Source organism: Catellatospora sp. TT07R-123, from assembly GCF_018327705.1.
Classification (GTDB): Bacteria; Actinomycetota; Actinomycetes; order Mycobacteriales; family Micromonosporaceae; genus Catellatospora.
The window spans coordinates 3,450,182-3,472,576 of sequence record NZ_BNEM01000002.1 but is presented as its reverse complement, the minus strand read 5'-3'; the positions used below and the strand labels follow the sequence as shown (position 1 = coordinate 3,472,576).

23 protein-coding genes are annotated in these 22,395 nt (G+C 72.8%); 18 read left to right on the top strand and 5 right to left on the bottom strand.

Annotation, left to right across the window (positions count from 1 at the left end; all coding sequences use genetic code 11):
• Positions 1 to 3: 3 nt before the first annotated feature.
• From Cs7R123_RS35230 to Cs7R123_RS35215, 4 genes are all read left to right on the top strand, one after another.
• Entirely contained in the window at positions 4 to 750 is a 747-nt protein-coding gene (locus tag Cs7R123_RS35230; RefSeq protein ID WP_308442907.1) for a gamma-glutamyl-gamma-aminobutyrate hydrolase family protein, read from the top strand.
• A 206-nt stretch (positions 751 to 956) separates the two neighbouring features.
• A complete protein-coding gene (gene map, locus Cs7R123_RS35225; protein ID WP_212833049.1) occupies positions 957 to 1,814 on the top strand; it encodes a type I methionyl aminopeptidase in 858 nt (285 codons plus the stop codon).
• Positions 1,811 to 2,548 (top strand): VIT1/CCC1 transporter family protein, encoded by a 738-nt coding sequence (locus Cs7R123_RS35220; protein WP_212833047.1) that lies wholly within the window; start codon positions 1,811 to 1,813, stop codon positions 2,546 to 2,548. Before map ends, Cs7R123_RS35220 begins: the two co-directional genes overlap by 4 nt.
• A gap of 54 nt (positions 2,549 to 2,602) precedes the next feature.
• Positions 2,603 to 3,067, top strand: coding sequence for a nitroreductase/quinone reductase family protein (locus Cs7R123_RS35215; protein WP_244872346.1), 465 nt, complete (start codon positions 2,603 to 2,605; stop codon positions 3,065 to 3,067).
• Positions 3,068 to 3,178: 111 nt separating this feature from the next.
• Here Cs7R123_RS35215 and Cs7R123_RS35210 read toward each other — a convergent pair whose 3' ends face one another.
• The 5 genes from Cs7R123_RS35210 to Cs7R123_RS35190 all read right to left on the bottom strand — a co-directional run bounded on the left by Cs7R123_RS35210 (position 3,179) and on the right by Cs7R123_RS35190 (position 8,251).
• A complete protein-coding gene (locus tag Cs7R123_RS35210) occupies positions 3,179 to 5,941 on the bottom strand; it encodes an ABC transporter permease (RefSeq protein WP_212833045.1) in 2,763 nt (920 codons plus the stop codon).
• A complete protein-coding gene (locus Cs7R123_RS35205) occupies positions 5,938 to 6,657 on the bottom strand; it encodes an ABC transporter ATP-binding protein (protein WP_212833043.1) in 720 nt (239 codons plus the stop codon). The genes Cs7R123_RS35210 and Cs7R123_RS35205 overlap by 4 nt, the downstream gene beginning before the upstream one ends.
• Positions 6,654 to 7,226 carry a PadR family transcriptional regulator gene (locus tag Cs7R123_RS35200; RefSeq protein ID WP_212833041.1) on the bottom strand — a complete coding sequence of 191 codons (573 nt, stop codon included), beginning with the start codon at positions 7,224 to 7,226 and terminating at the stop codon, positions 6,654 to 6,656. The genes Cs7R123_RS35205 and Cs7R123_RS35200 overlap by 4 nt, the downstream gene beginning before the upstream one ends.
• 69 nt (positions 7,227 to 7,295) lie before the next feature.
• Complete coding sequence (locus Cs7R123_RS35195; protein ID WP_212833038.1) at positions 7,296 to 7,730, bottom strand: ferritin-like domain-containing protein; 435 nt, start codon at positions 7,728 to 7,730, stop codon at positions 7,296 to 7,298.
• Positions 7,727 to 8,251, bottom strand: coding sequence for a hypothetical protein (locus Cs7R123_RS35190; RefSeq protein ID WP_212833037.1), 525 nt, complete (start codon positions 8,249 to 8,251; stop codon positions 7,727 to 7,729). Before Cs7R123_RS35190 ends, Cs7R123_RS35195 begins: the two co-directional genes overlap by 4 nt.
• 209 nt (positions 8,252 to 8,460) lie before the next feature.
• On the opposite strand from Cs7R123_RS35190, the gene rimP reads away from it, so the two are divergent.
• The 14 genes from rimP to Cs7R123_RS35120 all read left to right on the top strand — a co-directional run bounded on the left by rimP (position 8,461) and on the right by Cs7R123_RS35120 (position 22,371).
• Positions 8,461 to 9,129, top strand: a complete 669-nt coding sequence (gene rimP / locus Cs7R123_RS35185) for a ribosome maturation factor RimP (RefSeq protein WP_212833035.1) — start codon at positions 8,461 to 8,463, stop codon at positions 9,127 to 9,129.
• Positions 9,126 to 10,184: a transcription termination factor NusA gene (gene nusA, locus Cs7R123_RS35180; RefSeq protein WP_244872345.1), complete on the top strand. Its 1,059-nt coding sequence runs from the start codon at positions 9,126 to 9,128 to the stop codon at positions 10,182 to 10,184. The genes rimP and nusA overlap by 4 nt, the downstream gene beginning before the upstream one ends.
• Before the next feature lie 15 nt (positions 10,185 to 10,199).
• A complete protein-coding gene (locus tag Cs7R123_RS41020; protein ID WP_308442906.1) occupies positions 10,200 to 10,520 on the top strand; it encodes a YlxR family protein in 321 nt (106 codons plus the stop codon).
• Between the two features lie 211 nt (positions 10,521 to 10,731).
• Entirely contained in the window at positions 10,732 to 13,860 is a 3,129-nt protein-coding gene (gene infB, locus Cs7R123_RS35170) for a translation initiation factor IF-2 (protein ID WP_212833033.1), read from the top strand.
• Between the two features lie 88 nt (positions 13,861 to 13,948).
• Positions 13,949 to 14,965, top strand: coding sequence for a TRM11 family methyltransferase (locus tag Cs7R123_RS35165; protein WP_212833031.1), 1,017 nt, complete (start codon positions 13,949 to 13,951; stop codon positions 14,963 to 14,965).
• Positions 14,966 to 14,986: 21 nt separating this feature from the next.
• Entirely contained in the window at positions 14,987 to 15,280 is a 294-nt protein-coding gene (locus Cs7R123_RS35160) for a DUF503 domain-containing protein (RefSeq protein ID WP_212833029.1), read from the top strand.
• Between the two features lie 137 nt (positions 15,281 to 15,417).
• The gene (gene rbfA, locus Cs7R123_RS35155) at positions 15,418 to 15,903 is read left to right on the top strand and encodes a 30S ribosome-binding factor RbfA (protein WP_212833027.1); all 486 of its coding nucleotides are present in this window, start codon (positions 15,418 to 15,420) and stop codon (positions 15,901 to 15,903) included.
• On the top strand, positions 15,903 to 16,937 hold the full coding sequence (locus Cs7R123_RS35150; RefSeq protein WP_212834909.1) for a bifunctional oligoribonuclease/PAP phosphatase NrnA: 1,035 nt from the start codon (positions 15,903 to 15,905) through the stop codon (positions 16,935 to 16,937). Before rbfA ends, Cs7R123_RS35150 begins: the two co-directional genes overlap by 1 nt.
• Before the next feature lie 62 nt (positions 16,938 to 16,999).
• Entirely contained in the window at positions 17,000 to 17,404 is a 405-nt protein-coding gene (locus Cs7R123_RS35145; RefSeq protein WP_212833025.1) for a hypothetical protein, read from the top strand.
• Positions 17,401 to 17,619 carry a DUF6186 family protein gene (locus tag Cs7R123_RS35140; protein WP_212833023.1) on the top strand — a complete coding sequence of 73 codons (219 nt, stop codon included), beginning with the start codon at positions 17,401 to 17,403 and terminating at the stop codon, positions 17,617 to 17,619. The genes Cs7R123_RS35145 and Cs7R123_RS35140 overlap by 4 nt, the downstream gene beginning before the upstream one ends.
• Before the next feature lie 804 nt (positions 17,620 to 18,423).
• Complete coding sequence (locus tag Cs7R123_RS35135; protein WP_212833021.1) at positions 18,424 to 19,143, top strand: hypothetical protein; 720 nt, start codon at positions 18,424 to 18,426, stop codon at positions 19,141 to 19,143.
• A complete protein-coding gene (locus Cs7R123_RS35130; RefSeq protein WP_212833019.1) occupies positions 19,140 to 20,516 on the top strand; it encodes an MATE family efflux transporter in 1,377 nt (458 codons plus the stop codon). Before Cs7R123_RS35135 ends, Cs7R123_RS35130 begins: the two co-directional genes overlap by 4 nt.
• An 11-nt stretch (positions 20,517 to 20,527) precedes the next feature.
• Positions 20,528 to 21,436: a tRNA pseudouridine(55) synthase TruB gene (gene truB / locus Cs7R123_RS35125; protein WP_212833017.1), complete on the top strand. Its 909-nt coding sequence runs from the start codon at positions 20,528 to 20,530 to the stop codon at positions 21,434 to 21,436.
• The gene (locus Cs7R123_RS35120) at positions 21,436 to 22,371 is read left to right on the top strand and encodes a bifunctional riboflavin kinase/FAD synthetase (RefSeq protein ID WP_212833015.1); all 936 of its coding nucleotides are present in this window, start codon (positions 21,436 to 21,438) and stop codon (positions 22,369 to 22,371) included. Before truB ends, Cs7R123_RS35120 begins: the two co-directional genes overlap by 1 nt.
• Positions 22,372 to 22,395 lie beyond the last annotated feature (24 nt).

Genomic DNA, 22,395 nt, shown 5'->3' with positions numbered 1-22,395 from the left:
GATGTGACCAGACCGTTGATCGGCATCACCACGTATGTGGAGAGTGCCCGCTTTTCCGTGCACGACACCAGGGCTGCGGCGGTGCCCTGGGCCTATGTGGATCAGGTGAGCCGCGCGGGCGGTCGCCCCGTGCTCATCCCGCCGCAGGCCGACGGCGGCGTCGAGGTCCTCGACGGCCTGGACGGCCTCGTCATCTGCGGCGGCGCCGACGTCGACCCCGCCCGCTACGGCGAGGCGGCCCACCCGACGGTGTACACCGACGCCCTGCGCGACGCCGGTGAGCTGCCGCTGGTCCGGGTCGCGTTCAAGACCGGGCTGCCGCTGCTGGGCATCTGCCGCGGCATGCAGCTGATGGCGGTCGCGGCGGGCGGCACGCTGCACCAGCACCTGCCGGAGACCGTCGGGCACGACGGGCACCGGCCGCTCGGCGCGACCAAGGTGTACGCGCACCACCCGGTGCGCTTCGCCACGGGGTCGCGGTGCCGGGAGATGTTCGGGGCTGAGGCGGTCGTGAACTCGTACCACCACCAGGGGGTCAAGGATCCGGGGCGGCTGGTGCCGACCGCGTGGTGCGTGACCGACAACCTGATCGAGGCGCTGGAGCACCCGGACCACCCGTTCGCGGTGGGGGTGCAGTGGCACCCGGAGGACATGGCGGCGCCGGACCTGTTCGAGGCGCTGGTGGGCGCCTCGGTGAACACCCACGCGGCCCGTACGGCCACCCGCACCGAGTTCTTCGCCACGGTCTGACCCACCACCCGCCACCCACCACCCCTACCGCAGCCCCGGGGCAGCGCCCCGGCAACCGCCCCGTTTTTCATAGACGTTGGCCTATGACGTCGAGAATGATCGACCGCCAGTCGATGTAATAGGCCAGCGTCTATGAAAAACGCGGGGTGGGACGGGGGAGGGTGCAACCGGGCGCGGGGGCGGGTGGCGGCGCTAGAGTTCATGGCATGAACGGCCGCGCGACGTTGACCCCAGGCAAGCTCTCCCCGTGGCGGGACGTCCCCGCCGCCATCCCGCGTCCCGAGTATGTCGGCCGCAAGGCGCCCAAGCGCTGGGACGGCCCGCTCACCCAGGACGCCGAGTCGATCGAGAAGATGCGGGTCGCCGGCCGGATCGCCGCCCAGGCGACCCAGCTCGCGGGCGAGCACTGCAAGCCCGGCGTGACCACCGACGAGCTCGACCGGCTGGTGCACGAGTTCCTCTGCGACCACGGGGCCTACCCGTCGACGCTGGGCTACAAGGGCTTCCCGAAGTCGTGCTGCACCAGCCTCAACGAGGTCATCTGCCACGGCATCCCCGACTCGACGGTGATCGAGGACGGCGACATCATCAACGTCGACGTGACCGCGTTCAAGGACGGGGTGCACGGCGACACCGACGCGACGTTCTGCGTGGGCGACGTGGCCGAGGAGGCCCGTCTGCTGGTGGAGCGTACGCACGAGGCGCTGATGCGGGCGATCAAGGCGGTTGCGCCCGGCCGCCCGATCAACGTCATCGGCCGCGTCATCGAGTCGTACGCCAAGCGCTTCGGCTACGGCGTGGTGCGTGACTTCGGCGGCCACGGCATCGGCCAGTCGTTCCACAGCGGACTGTTCATTCCGCACTACGACAACCCCGCCGCCGACACGATCATGGAGACGGGGATGACGTTCACCATCGAGCCGATGATCACGCTCGGCGGCATCTCGTACGAGACCTGGCGCGACGGCTGGACCGTGGTCACCAAGGACCGCCGCTGGACCGCCCAGTTCGAGCACACGCTGGTCGTCACCGAGGACGGCGCGGAGATCCTGACCCTGCCATGAGCACCGAGCACCCCTCCTCGGCCGCCCCGGCACCGGACGTCCCGCAGATCGACCACGAGCACGCCGACGTCTCGGGCGGCTGGCTGCGCGCGGCCGTCTTCGGGGCCATGGACGGCCTGGTCACCAACATCGGCCTGATCGCGGGCGTCGGCGGTGCCGGCGTCGCCGCGCACACCATCGCGCTGACCGGCGTCGCGGGCCTGGTCGCGGGCGCCATCTCGATGGGCCTGGGCGAGTACGCCAGCGTCCGCACCGCCAACGAGCAGATCGAGGCCGAGGTCGCCAAGGAGCGCCGCGAGCTGCACCGCAACCCGGTGGCCGAGGCCGACGAGCTGGCCCAGCGGTGGATCGACCGGGGCATCTCGCCCGACCTGGCCCGCCAGATCGCGCAGGACCTGTCCCGGCAGCCCGACGAGGCGCTGCGCATGCACGTACGCGAGGAGCTGGGCATCGACCCGGACAGCAAGCCGAGCCCGTGGACGGCGGCGATCTCGTCGTTCATCTGCTTCTCGATCGGCGCGCTGATCCCGCTGCTGAGCTACCTGCTGGGCAGCCACTCGCTCTGGCTGGCGCTGGGCATCGGCGGCGTGGGCCTGTTCACGGCCGGAGCCCTGACGGCTCGCTTCACCCGCCGCCGCTGGTGGTCCACCGGCCTGCGCCAGCTCCTGCTCGGCGCCGCCGCCGCGGGCGCCACCTACCTCATCGGCGACGCCATCGGCGTCAGCGCAGCCTGACCCCGAGGTAAGGAAGGGCGACTCTTTCCGAAAGATCCTCGCGTACGGCAGACTGTGCGCGTGCTGACCCGTCTCGCCCGTACCCTCGGACATCGCCGCTGGTTCGCCCGTATGGGCAAGGCGATCGTGCCGCTCGACCGTGCCGTCGCCAAGCTGACCAAGGGCCGCGTGATCGCGCTCGGGCTGATGCCGACGCTGGTGCTGACCACCACCGGGCGCAAGTCCGGGCAGCCGCGCAACCAGCCGCTGGTGTACGTCCGCGACGGCGAGAACTACGTGGTCATCGGCTCGAACTGGGGCCAGACCAGCCACCCGGCCTGGTCGGTCAACCTGCTCGCCAACCCCGACGCGACGATCACGCTCGGCGGCCGGGAGGTGCCCGTGCGCGGCGTGCTGGCCACGGGCGCGGAACGGGAACGGCTGTTCGGGCTGCTGCTGTCGGTGTGGCCGGCGTACCAGACGTACACCGAGCGCGCCGGCGACCGCGTCCTGCGCGTCTTCAGCCTCACCCCGCGCTGACCCACCCCGCCGGACCCGCGCTGAGAAGGGCACCTTCTACCTCGCAATGCGAGCCGACGAAGGTGCCCTTCCTTACCTCGGGACCCTCGCGTGGCCCGGGGCGAGAGCGGGTCAGAGGCGGCGTTCGGAGGGTAGGCGGGAGCGGGTGAGCAGGCCCGCACCGGCCATGGCGATCAGCGGCACCGCCATGACGATGGCCAGGCTGCTCCACGGCATGACCAGGTGCAGCGGACGGCCGCTGACGGTGAATCCGTTGGTGCTGTTCAGAGCCAGGATCAGCGCGTACGCCGTGCCCAGTCCCGCCAGCACGCCGAGCAGCGCCCCGAGGCCGGAGATGACGCCCGACTGGCTCAGCGACAGCGTGCGCCGCACCCTCGGGCTGGCCCCGACCGCGGCCAGGGTGACCAGGTCGGCGCGGCTGTCCGCGGCGGCCAGGCCGGTGGCGACCCCGGCGGCGCCGAGCGCGACCATCGCCGCGATCAGCCCCAGGATCCAGATGATCGGCTCCTCGCGGTAGCTCGGGCCGTTCTCGACGATGAGGCCGACGGTGTCGCGTTCGGCCAGCTCGTGCAGCGCCGAGCCGATCGCCTCGACCTGCGCGCCGTCCGGCGTCTGGCCGTCGGCGACGAACCCGTCGGGCCGCAGGCCGAAACCGAGCCGCTGGGCCAGCGCGGGCGGCACCATCACGGTGAACCCGCCGGTTCCGCCGATCACCATGCCGGGCACGCTGGTGGTCTGCAGCGTGTCGGGATCGCCGGAGAACTCGCCGTTGATCGGGCTCAGCGCCACCTTGCCGTCGACCAGGTACAGCGGGTTCGTGACCACGACCCCGCCGGCGGCCAGCACCCGCCGGGCGGCGGCGATGTCGTCCGCGGACGCCCCGCTCAACGCCGCCAGGGCGTCCCCGTCGTCGACGGCCATGAACGTGAACTCGTTGTAGCCCTGGTCGCCGCAGCGCGGGTCGGCGGCCATCGCGTCCCAGTCACGTCCGTCGTCGGTCTGGTACTGCTGGAACGGGCACCGGTTCGCGACCGGCAGGAACATCTCGATCCCGCACTGGCGCGTGGAGGCCGAGGTGTCGGGCTGGGTGGTCGGCGTCGGGGTCGGCGCGGGCGTGCCCGACGGCGCGGGTTGCGGCGTGCCCGAGGGCGCGGGGCTGGCCGCCGGGTCGGGCAGGGTCTGCCAGGCGCAGGTCACACCCTGGTACGGGTGCAGCCGTGCTTGCGGCACGATCCGCTGGACAGCGCTGCGGAGCCTCGCCCAGTCGGTGTGCTTGTCGGCGTCGCCGCCGGCGTACCGCACGCCGAAGTTGCCGACGGGCAGCACCGGGTCGTAGACGTCGATGGAATGCTGCCGCTCGCTGCCGACGAACGCCCCGATCGCCACCGCGCCCGCCACCGCCGCCATCACCGCGGAGATGGCCGGGGCGGCCGAGCCCCGGTTGCGGGCGGTGTCGCGCAGGGCGATCCGCGGGGCCAGCGGCAGCCACCGGCCCAGCCGGGAGATCAGGCCGACCAGGGCCGGGGTGAGCAGCACCAGGCCGAGCTCGCCGACGATCACGCCGGTGAGGATCGTCGTCGTACCCATGCTGGAAGCCGCACCGGCGATGGCGATGACCGCGCCCGCGGCCGCCATGACCAGGCCGAGCGCGATCCAGCGCTTGCGGGAGCGGGTCACGCCGCGCCGCCCGGCCAGCACCGTCACCACGTCCTGCCGGGCCGCGGTGAACGCGGGCACCATGGCGGCGAGCAGGCCGGTGCCGACCGAGAGCACGATGAGCGCCGCCTGGGCGGGCAGGAAGAGGCGCACGGCACCGGCGCGGGCGTTGACGAGATACTGCTCCACCAGCGGGCGCAGCAGCACGGCGAGCAGCATGCCGCCGAGGACGCCGCCGACTGCGGCCAGGGCGCCCAGCACCACCCCGTCGGCGAGCACGATCCGGCGCAGGTGGCCAGGGGTGCCGCCCGCGGCGGCGACGAGCGCGAGGTCGCGGCGGCGCCGCCGGGCGCCCACCGCGAACGCCGGGCCGGCCAGCAGCACGACCTCCAGGACGACCAAACCGAACACGATGACGCTGAAGGTGATCTGGTCGCCCTGCGAACTCTGCTCGACCTGGAACAGCGGGGGCGTCGCGGGCGGGTCGAGCACCACCGCCCGGCTGAGCGCGACGATGCCCTGCTGGTTCAGTTTCTGTACGTCCGGCCAGGTCAGCGGCGACGGGGTGTCGACCAGCCACGCGCCGCCCGAGACGACCTGGCCGGGCCGGAAGGCGATGTTGCCGCTCAGCGAGTCGGGGAACTCGACCAGCGCGGTGACCTTGAAGGTCCGGTCCGGGGAGACGGTGCGCACGGTGCCGCCGATGCCGACGCCGAGCCGGTCGGACGCCGCGGCGTCGATCGCGACCTCGTCGTCGTGCTGCGGCACGGTGCCGGAGACCAGGTTCACCAGGCCGCGGAGCATGGGCTCGGCCAGGTCGACGGCGTGCCCGTCGATGGTGCCGATGCCGGACGGTGTGCGCAGGTCGACCGGCGCGTCGGCGACCCGGGTCAGCCGCGACCCCGGCGGCAGGACCGCGAGCAGGCTCTCGGCCGTCACCGGCGCCTTCAGGGGAACGGACTCCTTGGCCGAGTAGGCCTCGTCGGTCGGGTTCTGCTCTAGCGGACCGTCGAAGTACTTGGAGAGGCGGGCGTCGGCCTGGCCCATGGTCCGGTCCAGTTGCTCACCGGGGCGCAGGTCGTGCATGTCGTACGTCGCGGCGGCGAACGACAGCAGCAGCACCGGCAGCCCGATCATGGCGACGACCAGCGCCGACCTGCCCTTGGCTCGGCGTGCCTCGCGGCGGGCGACCCGCAGCGCGGGGATCCACGACCTCATGCCGTCGTCTCCAGCAACTGCTCCGGCCGCGCCAGCGGGCCCGAGGTGTCCACGATGACGCCGTCGCGCAGGAAGACCACCCGGTCCGCCCAGCCGGCGTGCCGGGCCTCGTGGGTGACCAGCACCGCGGCCGCCCCGGCGTCGACGCGGGCGCGCAGCAGCCGCAGCACCGCCTCGCCGGTCTGCGAGTCCAGCGCGCCGGTCGGCTCGTCGGCCAGCACCAGCCGCCGCTGCCCGACCAGCGCGCGGGCGATGGCGACGCGCTGCTGCTGGCCGCCGGACATCTCGTCGGGGAAGCGGTCGGCGTACCCGTCCAACTCGACCTCGGCCAGGGCGGCCTCGGCCTGCGGGCGGGCCTTGCGGGCCGAGACGCCGTCGAGTTCCAGCGGCAGGGCCACGTTCTCGGCGGCGGTGAGGCTGGGCAGCAGGTTGAGCGCCTGGAAGACGTATCCGACGCGGTGGCGGCGCAGCCCGGCCAGGTCGCGGCGGCTGAGCGTGGACAGGGCCCGGCCCTCGACCAGCACCTCGCCGGAACCGGGGGAGTCCAGGCCGCCCGCCAGGTTGAGCAGGGTGGACTTGCCGGAGCCGGACGGGCCCATGACGGCGACGAGCTCGCCCGCGGCCACTTCGAGGGTGACGCCGCGCAGCGCGTGCACGGCGGCCTCGCCGCTGCCGTGGGTGCGGTGCACTTCACGCAACTCCAGGATCGGGGTCATGCCTGGGCCTCCCGGGCCGTCGCGGGGGTGTCGTCGTGGGTCGGGAGCGGCGCCGGCGGGCCTGGCCGAAATCGCACCAGCGCGGTCTCGCAGTGGTCGAGCCAGCGCAGCTCGGCCTCGGACTGGAAGATCATCGCGTCGAGCACGAGCCGCCAGGGCAGCTCGGCGTCGCCGCGCTTGAGCCGGGTGTACTCCTGTAGCGCGCGCATCGTGGCGGTGCGCTGGGTCTGCACCACCGCCCGGACGTCGACGCCCGGGGTCGTCAGCGCCAGCGCGAGCTTGATCGCCAGCTCGTCGCGGGGGCGGTCGGCGCGGGCGATCGGGGTGGCGAACCAGAGTGCGAGCTCGGTCCGGCCGGTGTCGGTGATCTCGTACGGCCGCTGCCCCCCGTCGTTCTCCGGCAGCGCCCGCACCATCCCGTCACGTTCGAGTCGGTTGAGGGTCGTGTAGACCTGGCCGATGTTGAGCGGCCAGGTGGACCCGGTGGAGTCCTCGAACTCCGCCCTGAGCTGGTATCCGTAGCGCGGCCCGCGTTCGAGCAGCGCGAGCAGCCCGTGCCTGATTGACATGACTACTGAGTATGCATACGCGGTATGGTCAGCGCAACAGTGTCCTAAAGAAGCAGGTCGCTGCGGGGGTTAGGCGGGGCGGCCGGGATAGGTGACGGTGACGGGGGTGAGGCCCGCGAGGCGGCGCCAGTGGGCACCGCGCACCGCCGCGTCGGTGTAGGCCGCCAGCACCTGCTTGCGCACCTCGCCCTCGGCCGGGGCCAGCGCGGCGCGCCACGTCGCCGCCACCCTGTCCTCGATGTACGCGGCGAGCTTCAGCGCCGACGGCTTGTCGGTGACCGGGAACGGCATCGCGTAGCCCGCCTGGGCGGCGGGCGGATCCACCTTCAGGGCCGCCAGCTGCACCAGCAGCGCGTCGCGCCGCACCCGGTGCCCCTCCTGGACGGTCCGGGCCAGCTCCTTGCCCGCCTTGTCCAGCAGCACGCCCAGCCGCCCGTAGGCGAAGATCGCGGCATATTCCGCCGCCAGTGCGGCGGCGAGCCGCTCGCCCAGCACACTGCTCACGGGACCAGCACCTCCAGGTGCGTGGCGCGGGCCACGGCGATCTCGCCGACCAGCGTGGCGCGGGCGGCGGTGGTGGACACGCACACCTCGGCGGCCTGCTTGCCGCCGTTCAGCTCGGCGGTGCGCAGCGCGGTGATCACTGCTTTGCGGTCCCCGGCGGCCGGGGCGAGGCTGGCCGGGCCGAACGCCTGCGCCGACGGGCGCGGGCTCATCACGGCGGTCAGCGCCTCGGCGTGCGCGCGGTGCGTCTCGCGCAGCGGGCCCAGCAGGGGGCCGAGGTCGGGCATGGCGGTCAGTGCCGAGTCGTACGCCGCGATCAGGGACCAGGTGCCCGCGAGCAGGCCGGTCAGCGCGTCCGGCGGGGGCGGGGTGTCGGGCCCGCCGCCGAGCAGGCCGCAGCCCGACGCGGTGACGAGCACGCCGCCCGCCAGCACGCCGGCCAGCACCCCGCCGCGCAGCAGGTCGCGCCGATTGGCCTGCGGCCCGCCCGGCCCGCTACGATCATCTGCCCGTGTCCGCACCGCGCCAGTCTTCCCGATGGCGGCATGCTTTGCCTAATGGCGCAGCCAAGAGCTTCCCATCAGGCATAGGCGGTTGCAGGCCGCTCAGTGTCTTCCGGAGCGAAGGCGGAGGAAGACACCGATTAAGGCCGCAGAGCCTATGCCGAGACAGCCCAGCTCGCGGGTTACGCTCTGCGCAGTCGACATATCACCGAGAGGGGTGCCCTCAGATGGCTCAGCGTGGTCGTGCCGCAGGTCGTCAGACGGGTCGTCCGTCCGCCCGGCCGGCCGCCGCGCCGCCACCGCGCACCCCCGCGCCCGAGCTCGCCGCCCGGCGCGCCCGGCTGCGCGAGGTGATCGAGCCGGTGGTCGCCGAGACGGGCTACGACCTGGACGACCTGACGCTCAAGCAGGTCGGCCGCAGGCACCTGGTGCAGGTGGTGGTCGACGGCGACGGCGGGGTCGGCCTGGACGCGATCGCCGAGGTCTCCCGGGCGGTCTCCCGGGCCCTGGACGAGGCGGAGGAGTCCGGCGTCGACCTGATCCGGGGCGAGTACCAGCTGGAGGTCTCCTCGCCCGGGGTCGACCGGCCGCTGACGCTGCCCAGGCACTGGGCGCGCAACGTGGGCCGCCTGGTCAAGGTGAAGGCGGGCGACAAGACGCTGACGGGTCGGATCACCGACGCCGACGGCGCGGGCGTGACGTTCGACGTGGACGGCAAGGTGACCGAGATCGCGTACGACGCGCTGGGGCCGGGCCGGGTGCAGGTCGAGTTCAAGCGGATGAACGAGATCTCCGATGAGGAGCTCGCCGAGTTCGGTGACGACGGGGACGACGACGAGTCGGACGACCTCGACGACGACGAGGCTGGGCCGGATGACGAAGGAGAAGAGCGGTGAACATCGATCTTGCGGCCCTGCGGGCGCTGGCACGTGACAAGGAGATCTCGGAGGAGACCATCCTCCAGGCGATCGAATCGGCGCTGCTCACCGCATACCGGCACACCGACGGCGCGCAGTCGCACGCCCGCGTCGAGATCAACCGGCACTCCGGCGCGGCCGTCGTGTTCGCGCAGGAGTACGACGCCGACAGCGGCGACATGGTGCGCGAGTGGGACGACACCCCGCACGACTTCGGCCGCATCGCCGCGATGACCGCCAAGCAGGTCATCCTGCAGCGCCTGCGCGAGGCCACCGACGAGGTGCACTTCGGCGAGTACGTCAACCGCGACGGCGACCTGGTGACCGGCGTCATCCAGGCGCACGAGAGCCGCACGGAGAAGGGCATCGTCTCGGTCGACCTGGGCAAGGTCGAGGCGGTGCTGCCGCAGTCGGAGCAGGTGCCGGGCGAGACGTACCCGCACGGCCAGCGGATCCGGTGCGTGGTCGTACACGTCGCGAAGAGCTTCCGCGGCCCGCAGGTGACGCTGTCGCGCTCGCACCCGGCGCTGGTGAAGAAGCTGTTCGCGCTGGAGGTGCCCGAGATCGCCGACGGCACCGTGGAGATCGCCGCGATCGCGCGTGAGGCAGGTCACCGTACCAAGATCGCGGTGCGCTCGAACGTGCCCGGGGTGAACCCGAAGGGCGCCTGCATCGGGCCGATGGGCCAGCGTGTGCGCGCCGTCATGAGCGAGCTGCACGGTGAGAAGATCGACATTATCGACTGGTCGGACGACCCGGCCGAGTTCGTCGGCAACGCGCTGTCGCCCGCCAAGGCGCTCAAGATCGAGGTGGTGGATCTGGCCGCCCGCGCCGCCCGCGTGACCGTGCCGGACTACCAGCTGTCGCTGGCGATCGGCCGGGAGGGCCAGAACGCCAGGCTGGCGGCCCGGCTGACCGGCTGGCGGATCGACATCCGGTCCGACGCGGCGGACGTGCCCGGCGGCGCCGCCCGGCCGCCCCGAAGCGGTGCTGATCACGAGACGGAGCCGGGCGGCACCCCCGTCTCCGCATAGGGGTAGACTTATTCGGTGGTACGACGCACGCGGCCCGCACCGCAAGCGGCGGCCTCATCTGTTACGCCTGTGCCACCTCCGGTGCGCACGTGCGTCGGGTGTAGGCAACGGGCGTCTGCTATCGATTTACTACGTGTCGTCGCGGTGGAGTCGGGTGCTGACCAGTTCAGCCTCCGGCCCGATCGACGGCGTGCGATGACCGGCCGCGGGGCGCACATCCACCCGACTGCGGCCTGTCTCGAGTCGGCGCTGCGGCGCCGCGCCTTCGGGCGTGCGCTGCGTATCGCCGGTGTCCTGGACACCGGTGAGTTGACCGAGGCGATCCAGGGGCCGTGAGGCCTGCTGGGTCACGATCCGATCCGAAGGATCGTCGCCACCATCACTGGCGGACCACCGTAGACGCAGCACCTGTGCAGCGTCTGAGGATCAGAGCAAGGTAGGAAATCGACATGGGCACACGATGAAGTCGCTGAAATGATCAGGCTTCAAGTGCACAAGTGAGGTCGTGGCGGGTCAGTGCCCGCGCGGCCTCGGAGTGAGGAGTGCAGTGGCAGGCAAGGCCCGCGTACACGAGCTTGCGAAGGAGCTCGGCGTCGAGAGTAAGGACGTTCTCGCCAAACTCAAGGAGATGGGCGAGTTCGTCAAGACCGCGTCGAGCACCGTGGAAGCTCCCGTCGCCCGACGGCTGAAGAACGCCTTCGCGGCAGGCTCCGGGGGTTCCTCCCCGAGCTCGTCGCATTCGGCACCGGCCTCGGCGGCGACCGCAGCGGAGACCACGAACGAACCCCGGGTGACGGCCAGGCCGGCGCCCCCCAAGAAGCCCGCGGTGGCGCCTTCGGTGATGAAGCCGAAGCCGCCCGTGTCGATGGTGCCGCCGACGCCGGTCGCTAAGCCGGCCAGCGCCCACGACATCGAGGTCGCGGCGGCCGAGGCGCGTGCCTCGGCGCTCAAGGCCGAGCAGGAGGCCGCGCGCGCGGCCCAGCAGGCTGCTCGCAGCCAGCGCGAGGACACCCCTCGCGGTGACGGCCCCAAGCCCAGCTTCATGCCGCCCCGCCCCGGCTCGTCCGCGGCAGGCGGAGCCCGTCCGGGAGCCCCGGCCGGGCGTCCCGGCGCGCCCGGCGGCGACCGCCGTGACGGGCGTCCCAGCGGCCCCGGTGGTGGCCCGCGTCCCGAGGGCGGTCGTGACCGTGACCGCGATCGCGGTGACCGTCCGGCCGGTCCGCGCGGCGAGGGCGGCAACCGTGAGGGCCGTCCCGGCGCTCCGGGTGGCAACCGTCCGCCGCGCAGCGGCGGCAACAACCCGTTCGGCATCTCGTCGGGCGGCGCGGCTCCGTCGCGTCCGTCCCCGGCGGGCATGCCCCGGCCGAACCCGGCCTCCATGCCGCCTCGGCCCAGCCCGGCCTCGATGCCGCCTCGGCCCAACCCGGCCTCCATGCCCAGCCAGCGCCCGGCCCGTCCGGGTGGCCCCGGCGGCGGCGCGGGTCGTCCCGGTGGCGGCGGCGGCGCGGGTCGTCCCGGTGGCGGCGGCGGTGGCTTCCGCGGCGGTCCCGGTGGCGGCGGCGGTGGCGGCGGCTTCCGTGGCGGTCCTGGTGGCGGCGGTGCCGGCACCGGCTTCCGTCCCGGTGGTGCTCCCGGCGGCGGTGGCGGCTTCCGTGGCGGTCCCGGTGGTGGCACCGGTGCCCCGCCCGCGGGCGGCGCAGGCCGTCCCGGTGGCGGTGGCGGCGCGGGTGGTCGCGGTCGTGGCGGCGGTGCCGCAGGTGCCTTCGGTCGTGGCGGCGGCAAGTCGCGCGGCCGCAAGTCCAAGAAGCAGCGGCGTCAAGAGTTCGACAACCTGTCCGCGCCCACGATGAGCTCGGGCGCACCGCGTGGTCAGGGCCAGATGGTCCGGCTGCCGCGCGGCGCCTCGCTGTCGGACTTCGCCGACCGGATCAACGCCAACCCGGGCTCGCTCGTCCAGGAGATGTTCAACCTGAACATCATGGTGACGGCGACCCAGTCCTGCACCGACGACGACCTGATGCTGCTCGGTGAGCACCTCGGCTTCGAGGTGCAGATCGTCAGCCCGGAGGACGAGGACCGCGAGCTGCTCGCGCGGTTCAACATCGACCTCGACGCCGACGTCGACGAGGAGCGTCTGGTCAGCCGTCCGCCGGTGGTGACCGTCATGGGTCACGTCGACCACGGTAAGACCAAGCTGCTGGACGCGATCCGGTCGGCGAACGTGGTCGAGGGCGAGGCCGGCGGCATCACCCAGCACATCGGCGCGTACCAGGTGCACGTCGAGCACGACGGTGAGGACCGCGCGATCACGTTCATCGACACCCCGGGTCACGAGGCGTTCACCGCCATGCGTGCCCGTGGTGCCCAGGCCACCGACATCGTGGTGCTGGTCGTCGCGGCCGATGACGGCGTCATGCCGCAGACGATCGAGGCGCTCAACCACGCCAAGGCGGCCGACGTGCCGATCGTGGTCGCGGTGAACAAGATCGACAAGCCCGAGGCCAACCCCGGCAAGGTGCGCCAGCAGCTCACCGAGTACGGCCTGGTCGCCGAGGAGTACGGCGGCGAGACCATGTTCGTCGACATCTCCGCCAAGAGCCGTCTCAACATCGACGGCCTCCTGGAGGCGGTGCTGCTGACCGCGGACGCGTCGCTGGAGCTGCTCGCTCCGATCGACGGCCACGCCCAGGGTCTGGCCATCGAGGCCCGGCTCGACAAGGGCCGCGGCCCGGTGGCGACGGTCCTGGTGCAGAAGGGCACGCTCAACGTCGGCGATTCGATCGTGGCGGGCAACGCCTACGGTCGCGTCCGGGCGATGCTGGACGAGAACGGCCAGCCGCTCGCCTACGCGGGTCCGGCCCGACCGGTCATGGTGCTCGGTCTGACCGCGGTGCCGGGTGCGGGTGACACCTTCCTGGCGGCCGACGACGACCGCACGGTGCGCCAGATCGCCGAGCAGCGCCAGGCCCGCAAGCGGGCGGCCGAGCAGGCGAGCCTGCGCGGCCGGGTGTCGCTGGAGAACCTGCTCGAGAAGATCAAGGAGGGCGAGCGCACCTCGCTCGACCTCATCATCAAGGGCGATGTCTCCGGCTCCGTGGAAGCCCTCGAGGACGCGCTGGTCAAGCTGCCGATCCCGGAGGAGATCCAGCTTCGGATCATCCACCGCGGCGTCGGCGCGATCACCGAGAACGACGTCAACCTGGCGTCCGCCTCGGCGAACTCGACCGCGATCATCATCGGCTTCAACGTGCGCCCGATGGACCAGGCCCGCGACCTGGCCGACCGCGCCGGTGTGGAGATCCGTTACTACACGGTCATCTACCAGGCCATCGACGAGATCGAGGCGGCCCTCAAGGGCATGCTCAAGCCGGAGTACGAGGAGGTCGCCCTGGGTTCGGCGGAGGTCCGCGAGGTCTTCCGCTCGTCCAAGGTGGGTCTCATCGCCGGTTGCCTCGTGCGGTCCGGTCTGCTGCGGCGCAACGCCAAGGCCCGGGTGGTCCGCGACGGCACCGTCGTGGCGGAGCACGCGTCGATCAGCTCGCTCAAGCGGTTCAAGGACGACGCGACCGAGGTCCGCGAGGGCTTCGAGTGCGGTCTGACCCTGGGCGGCTACGGCAACCTGCAGGTCGGCGATGTCATCGAGACCTTCGAGATGCGGGAGAAGCCCCGCGCCTGAGGCTCGACCCAGGCGGCCGGTGCGACAGCACCGGCCGCCTGGCCATGTCTGGGGCATGCTGCCCTGATACTGGGTTCAAGGAGGGCACATGGCCAGATATGCGCTGCTGACGGCACCGTCGTCGAACCGGGTGTACACGCAGTCCGCACCCGACCTGGTCGCCGCGGAGCTGTCGGTGTTCGGCGAGCGGGCGCTGGAGGGGCGGCTGGAACCGGCCGAGACGGTCGAGTTCGCCGGGCTGCCGTACCTGGTCTTCGAGACCGAGGGCGGGCCGCTGTCCGACGACGAGCTGCGGGTGCTGGCGAACCTGTCCTCCGGCTACGCCCTGTTCGAGGTCACCGGCGACGACCTGTTCCGGCCGATCGGGCGGCCCGGCCTGGACCGGTTCGACGACGACCTGATCACGATCCAGAAGTACGCCGGCAAGACCAACGAGCACTTCACCAAGCTGCTGCTCAACGTGACCGTGCTGGCCACGAGTTGGGCCGACCAGCTGCTCACCCGCCGGTTCACCGTGCTGGACCCGGTGGCGGGCCGGGGCACCACGCTCAACCAGGCCCTGATGTACGGCTGGGACGCCGTCGGCATCGAACTGGACGGCAAGGACGTCGAGGCGTACTCGGCGTTCCTCAAGACGTGGCTCAAGCGCAAGCGGATCAAGCACACCGCCGAGATCACGCCGCTGCGCCGGGAGGGCAAGCGGCTCGGGCGGCGCTTCGACGCGCGCATCGGCGACGTACGGGAACAGCCCCAGCACCTGGCCCTGCTGGAAGCCGACACCACCTCGACCAGGGGCCTGCTCAAGGGCAACTCGATCGACGTGATCGTGGCCGACCTGCCGTACGGGGTGGTGCACGGCAGCCGTACCGGCAAGGGGCTCGCGCGCGGGCCGCAGGAGCTGCTGGAGGAGTCGCTGCCCGGCTGGACGGCGCTGCTGCGCCCCGGCGGCGCGCTGGGCATGTCGTGGAACACCCACGTCGCCCCGCGCGAGGACGCGCTGGACCTGCTGGAGGAGAACGGGCTGGAGGCCGTCGACTACGAGGGCTTCGAGCACCGCGTGGACCAGGGCATCAACCGCGACATTCTGGTGGCCCGCAAGGTGTGATCTCGCGTACGCTTCCGGCTCGTGCATACCGGAACGTCAGTCTTCGACCTGCTGCTGCCGGGTGACTCCCGGTCGCTGAAGGAGAAGCGCTCGTACGTGCGTCCGATCATCGCGGCGCTGAAGAAGTTCGAGGTCGCGGTCGCCGAGGTCGGCGCGCTCGACCTCCACGGCCGCGCCGAGATCGGGGTGGCCGTCGTGGCCGCGGACCCCGCCCACGTCACGGAGATCCTCGACCGCTGCGAGCGGCTGGTCGCCAACCGGCCGGAGGCCGAGCTCCTCTCGGTGAAGCGGCGCTGGTACGGGGACGACGACTAGGTCGCCTATGCGCGGCCGAGCGGGGTGTCGGGTACGGCAGGTAGTGTCATGGTGTTGGTTTCGACCCTGCTCGGGTTCGCGGGTCGGCGGTAGCCGGCGCGAGGTCGGGTGCGGTCGTCGGTCGCGGAGGTGACGTGATGGGTGATCCGGCCAAGGTGCGTAAGCACGCCGAACGAGTGCGGGAGTTGGTGGCCTCCGCGGTACGCACCCAGATCAAGGACCCCAGGCTCGGCATGATCACGATCACCGACGCCCGGATCACCAACGATCTGCGTGAGGCGACCGTCTTCTACACCGTGCTCGGTGACGCCGAGTCCCAGGCGGGCACGGCGGCCGCGCTGGAGAGCGCCAAGGGCATGCTGCGGGGCGTCGTCGGCCGGGCCCTCGGCCTGCGCCACTCGCCGTCGCTGGCGTTCGTCTCCGACGACGTCCAGGAGCACGTCAAGCACATCGACGACCTGCTGGCCGAGGCCAAGCAGCGCGACGCCCAGGTGCAGGAGCTGGCCGCCGGGGCGGAGTACGCGGGCGAGGCCCAGCCGTACCGGGTGGACTCCGACGACGAGGACGAGGACGCCGACGGCGACGAGGAGGAGCCTGCGCTGCGCGCGGCGGCTCAGCGGTGATCGGGGCGGAAGCGGCCGGTGCGGCGGTGTCGCGCCGGCCCACCGAACAGGACTGGGACGCCGCGGTCGCGGCCGTGCGCACCGGGCTGCGGCCCGGTGCCCGGGTCCTGCTGGTCTGCCACGTCAACCCCGACGGTGACGCGCTGGGCAGCATGCTCGGCTTCGCCCAGGGGCTGCGCCAGCTCGGGGTCGAGGCGCTCCAGTGCACCTTCCCCGGCCCGCCGAGCGTGCCGTCGCCGCTGCACATGCCCGCGATGGAGCTGCTGGTGCCCGAGAGCGAGGCCGATCCGGCCCCGGATCTCGTGGTCACCTTCGACGCCGCGAGCGAGGGCCGGCTGGGGTCGCTGGTCGACCGGCTGGAGACGGCCGAGGTGAGCCTGGTGCTCGACCACCACGCCTCCAACACCGGATTCGGCAAGGTGTCGCTGGTCGACCCGTACGCGGCCGCCACCGCGGTGGTCGCCGCCGAGCTGCTGCGGCGGCTCGACGTCACCCTCGACCGGGGTATCGCCGAGTGCCTCTACGTCGGGCTGGTCACCGACACGGGCTCGTTCAAGTTCGACCTGACCACGCCCGAGGTGCACGAACTGGCGGCCCGGCTGGTCGCCACCGGGATCAGCGTCGGCGAGATCTCGCGCCGCATCTTCGACAACCGCCCGTTCGGGGCGGTCCGCCTGTTCGGCGAGGTGCTGGGCCGCGCCGAGCTCGACCCCGCCGGGGCGGGCGGGCGCGGGCTGGTCACCGCCGTGGCGACCCTCGACGACCTCGCCAGGCACGACCAGCCGCCATACGTGCTGGAGGCCCTGATCGACTCGGTGCGCTGCACCGCCGAGGCGGACGTGGCACTGCTGCTCAAGCAGGTCGCCCCGGCCGAGTGGGCGGTGTCGATGCGCAGCAAGGGCGGCGCCGACGTCAGCCTGGTCGCGGTCGCGCTCGGCGGCGGCGGGCACCGGCTCGCGGCCGGTTTCACCGGGCGCGGCACGGCCGCCGAGGTCATCGCCGCGGTGCGGGAGCGGCTGGCCGAGCAGGACTGAGCCGGGGGGTCTGTCGTGCGGAAACTCCCCGGCACACCGGTCATCGGGGCACAATCGGGAGCATGGACTCACCGCCCGAGGCAGCCGCTCCGGCGCGGCCCTGGGCGCGGGCGCAGGTGATGCTGCCGGTGTTCGCCCCGCTGTCGCTGATCGGCGGGCTGCTGCCGTCGTTCTCGCTGGCCGGGAACCTGTACGTGCTGGCGCTGGGCGGCGGCATGCTCGTGGCCGGGATGTCCTCGCGCCTGCCCCGGCGGGCCGCGCCTGCCGGACTGCTGCCGGGCGTGGTCTGGTGGCTGCTGCCGATCGCGATCTTCGCGGCGGTGGAGGTGTTCACCTTCGCGATGGGCGCCACGGAGGACTATCCGACCCTGTCGCTGCTGGCCGATCCGGTGCTGGACGGCTACGCGGCCCGGTCGCTGGCGTACTTCGGCTGGCTGGCCGCCTTCTGGGCGCTGGTGCGCCGATGACGCTCAGCCGCGCGCTGGCCATCGCCGGGTTCGTCGTCGCCGGGCTGGCGCTGCTGGCGGTGGAATGGGCGGCCCGCCGCCCCGATTCCCGGGTGCCGACTCTCGGGGCCGTCGTCGCCCTGGTCATGCGGTACGACGTCGGCGGCCTGCCCGTCGGCCGCCTGGCCATCCTCCTCTTCTGGTTCTGGCTCGGCTGGCACTTCCTCGCCCGCTGACCCGCCCCCTCTGACCTCGCCTCGCCACCCCCTCCGCCAGTGGTGCAGTTTCGGGGAAAGTGCGGGAATCATGACCGGTATTGGTGCAGTTTCCCCGAAACTGCACCAATCGCGCCGCCGGTCGATCGCGACGGTGCGCCGGTGACCCGCCGCCACGCGCCGCGCGCCGGCGCAACCCGACTCGCCCGGCCGCGCACCCGCCCCAAGATCCTTTGTGCGACTTGCCGGGCAATCGGGCGTATTCGGGGCCGCATACGCCCGATTGCTCGGCAAGTCGGCCAGGAAGGGGCGGACCAGGGCGGGGAGGGCGGGGAGGCGGGTGGGGAGGAGGAGCGCACGTTGGAGGTGGGCTGTCGGGGATGTGACGGATAGCGGAACGGACATTTCCGACTGATAGCCCGTTAAGTAAGTGCTGAAGTGCAGAGAAACAGAAACGCGGTTCCGTGATGTGGGAACGTGCGTGCAAGATGTGGAACTGAACGATAGTTTTGTCTGGGCGTCGCTTCCGGTTCACCAAGACCGGCCCGGCGCGCGACAGTCACCACCGGCACGGCTCGGCGATCCCGAGGACGGCGGCGGCCAAGGACGGACCCAGGGCGTGCATCCGGCACGCAACCGGCGGTCCACGCACCAGCTGACCCGTTCTCTCGTAAAGGAAACCGCCATGCCCACGTCGAAGAAGCCCCAGCCGAAGCCGACCGAGGACGACCGCGAGCAGGCCCGCCGCGCGCTGCAGACCTCGATGGACACCCGCCAGTAGGCGAGGGTCCCCACCACGGCACCCCGGCCGTCTACGCTGTCGGCGTGCCGATCCCGATCGACGAATCCGCCGCCGCGACCCTGATCTCGCGGTTGCGCCTACAGGAACGTGCGCTCGGCCGCTTCGCCTGGCTCTACGGCCTGGTCGGCCTGGCCGCCACCGCCCTGTGGACCCGGTCGGCCCCCGCGCGGACCGGTTGGGTCGCCGACGTCGTCATCGCCGGAATCGCCCTGCTGTTCCTGGCCGCCTTCCTGATCACGGCAGCCCGGGTGCGGCAGGTGCGGATGCCGGTGGGGCTGGGCCTGCACGGCCGCCCGCCCGGCTTCAGCGCCGCCGACCGGCCCACGCTGTACGCCGGAGCGGTCTTCCTGCTCTGCCTGGCGGGCACGGCGGGCCAGGCGACGGAGTACGGCGCCGCGGCGGGAATGGCGGCCCTGGCCGCCCTGATCATCGCCCGGCCGCGCCGGGTGACGCTGCACCACGACAGACTCAGCGTGCGCCGCCTGCGCCGGGTCGACATCGCGTGGTCCTGGCTGACCGGCGTGGTGTGGACGCCCGAATACCCGCGCGAACTGCACCTGGCCCTGACCCGCCCCGACGGTCGCGAGGACGTGCTGCGGGTACGGGTCGACCCGCTGGAGGTCGAGCCGGGCTTCCTGGCATACCTGATCGAGCACTACCGCACCGTCCCGCACGACCGCACCGCGATCGGCACCTCCGCCGAGCTGGCCCGGCGTCTGGCGGCGTATCCTTCGGCCGCGTGAGCGCGACGGACATCGAAGCGGGCGGCTACCGCAGGATCGCGGCGCTGGCGCTGCCCGCACTGGTGGTGCTGGCGGCCGAACCGCTGTACGTACTGGTCGACACGGCCGTGGTCGGACATCTGGGCAGGGTGCCGCTGGCCGCGCTCGGGCTGGCGGGCACGCTGCTCGGGCTCGCCGTCTGGCTCGGCAACGTGCTGGCGTACGGCACCACCGGCCGCGCGGCCCGCCGCTTCGGCGCGGGCGACCGCCCCGGCGCGGTCGCCGAGGGCGTGCAGGCCTCCTGGCTCGCCGTGCTGACCGGCCTGGCGCTGCTCGCGGTCACCCAGCTGGCGGCCGGTCCACTGGCCCGCGCCCTGGCCGGGGGCGGCCCCGACGCCGCCGAGGTGGCCCGCGAGGCCGAGCTGTGGCTGCGGGTCGCGGTGCTCGGCGCCCCGTTCATCCTGCTCGCGCTGGCCGGCAACGGCTGGATGCGCGGCGTGCAGGACACCCGCCGCCCGCTGTACTACGTGCTCGGCGCCAACCTCGCCTCCGCCGCCCTGTGCCCGCTGCTGGTGTACGGCCTCGGCTGGGGCCTGGTCGGCTCGGCGGCCGCCAACGTGACCGCGCAGACCGTCTCCGGCCTGCTGTTCGTGCGCGCGCTGGTGGCCGAGCGGGTGCCGCTGGCGCCCCGGCCCGACCTGCTGCGCCACCAGCTCGCGGTCAGCCGGGATCTGATCGTGCGCGGCGCGGCGTTCCAGGCGTGCTTCCTGTCGGCGGCCGCCGTCGCGGCCCGGTTCGGCGCAGCCGCGCTCGCCGCCCACCAGGTGGCCCTGCAACTGTGGTTCTTCACCGCGCTGGTGCTGGACTCGGTGGCGATCGCGGCGCAGTCGCTGGTCGGCGCCGAGCTCGGCGCGGGCGACGCCGCGCGGGCCCGGCGCACCGCCCGCCAGATCACCTGGCTGGGCTGGTGGTGCGGGGTCGCGTTCGCCGTCGTGCTCGGGGCGGGTGTCGCGGTGCTGCCCGCGCTGTTCACCGACGACCCCGCGGTATGGGCGCAGTCCGCCCTCATCTGGCCCTGGTTCGCCCTGCTGCTGCCGATGGGCGGGATCGTGTTCGCCCTCGACGGGGTGATGATCGGGGCGGGCGACGTGGCGTACCTGCGCAACCTGACCATCGCGGCGGCGGTGGCCGGCTTCCTCCCGATGACCTGGGCCGCGTACGTGTTCGACCTCGGGCTGACCGGGGTGTGGGCGGGGCTGACGCTGTTCCTGGTGGTGCGGCTGGTCCTGCTGCTGCTGCGGCTGCGCACCGGCCGGTGGGCAGTGCCGAGCGCGGTGCCGAGCGCAGTGCCGAGCGCCGTGCCCAGCCCGGTCACCCCTTCGCCCCAGCCGTAGGCTGGTCGGCTGTGAGCAGCGCGAAGAACACCCGTCCCGTCACCGACGGCCTCATCGTGGTGGACAAGGCCCCGGGCATGACCTCGCACGACGTCGTGGCGAAGGTGCGCCGCATCGCGGGCACCCGCAAGGTCGGCCACGGCGGCACCCTGGACCCGATGGCGACTGGGGTGCTGGTGCTGGGCGTCGGCCGGGCCACCCGCCTGCTGACGTACGTCGTCGGCACGGACAAGGTCTACCGGGGCACGATCCGGCTCGGGCAGGCCACGGTCACCGACGACGCCGAAGGGGACGTGACCGCCACCGTGCCCGCCGGGCACGTGACCGAGGAGCAGATCCGGGCCGGGCTGGCCGCGCAGACCGGCGAGGTCGACCAGGTGCCGTCCGCGGTCAGCGCGATCAAGGTCAACGGGGTGCGCTCGTACCACCGGGTGCGGCAGGGCGAGCAGGTCGAGCTGCCCGCGCGCCGGGTGACCATCTCGCGGATCGACGTGCTGAACATCACGCCGGTCGATGACATGATCGACATCGAGGTGGAGGTGGCCTGCTCGTCGGGCACCTACATCCGGGCCATCGCCCGCGACCTCGGGGCGGGGCTGGGCGTGGGCGGGCACCTGACCGCGCTGCGGCGCAGCGCCGTGGGCGGGTTCACGCTGGCTGAGTCGTACACCCTGGAAGCGCTCGCGGAGCTCGCGGACCCGGTGGCGCTGCCGCTGGCGCAGGCTCTCGGCCGCGCGATGCCCGTGCGCACCGTGGACGCCGACGCCGCCAAGACCGTCTCCCACGGTGGGCCGCTGCCCGTGACCGGCCAGGCCGGGCCGTACGGTGTGGTGGGTCCCGACGGCACGGCGCTCGCGGTCATGTCCGAGCGCGCCGGCAAGGCCCGAGCCGAGATCGTCCTGGTGGGAGGCGAGCAGTGATGCAGCGGTGGCGTGGGTTCGACGCGGCGCCCGGCGGCTGGGGCCGCTCCGTGGTGACCATCGGCGTCTTCGACGGCGTGCACAGCGGGCACCAGCAGACCATCGGCCACGCGGTCAAGCGCGCCCGTGAGCTGGGCCTGCCCGCGGTCGTGGTGACCTTCGACCCGCACCCGTCCGAGGTGGTGCGGCCGGGCTCGCACCCGGCCGTGCTGACCCCGCCGCCGCGCAAGGCCGAGCTGATCGAGGGCCTGGGTGCGGACGTGCTGTGCGTGCAGCCGTTCACGTTGGACTTCTCGCGGCTGCCCGCCGACCGGTTCGTGCACGACATGCTGGTCGAGCACCTGCACACGGCCCTGGTCGTGGTCGGCGAGAACTTCCGGTTCGGGCACAAGGCCGCCGGGGACGTGGAGCTGCTGGCCCGGCTCGGGCGCACGTTCGGGTTCGCGGTCGAGCCCGCGCCGCTGGTGACCGGCGACGGCACCGTCTTCTCGTCGACCTACATCCGGGCCTGCGTGGACGCGGGCGACGTCGAGGCCGCCGCGGCGGTGCTGGGGCGGCCGCACCGGCTGGAGGGCGTCGTCGTCCGCGGCGACCAGCGCGGCCGCGAGATCGGCTTCCCGACGGCGAACCTGTTCACCGCCAAGTACGCCGCGGTGCCCGCCGACGGCGTCTACGCCTGCTGGCTGGTGCGCGGCACCGAGCGGCTGCCCGCCGCCGTCTCCATCGGCACCAACCCGACCTTCTCCGGCCAGGACCGCCGCGTCGAGGCGTACGTGCTCGACTTCTCCGGCGACCTGTACGGCGAGCGCCTGGCCCTCGACTTCGTCAGCCACCTGCGGCCGACCCTCAAGTTCGACGGCGTCGAGGCCCTGGTCGCCGCGATCGACGACGACGTGGCGCGCACCCGTGCCGTCCTGGGTGTGCCCGCGCCCTGACCCGAACCCGGCTATGCTGCCGGG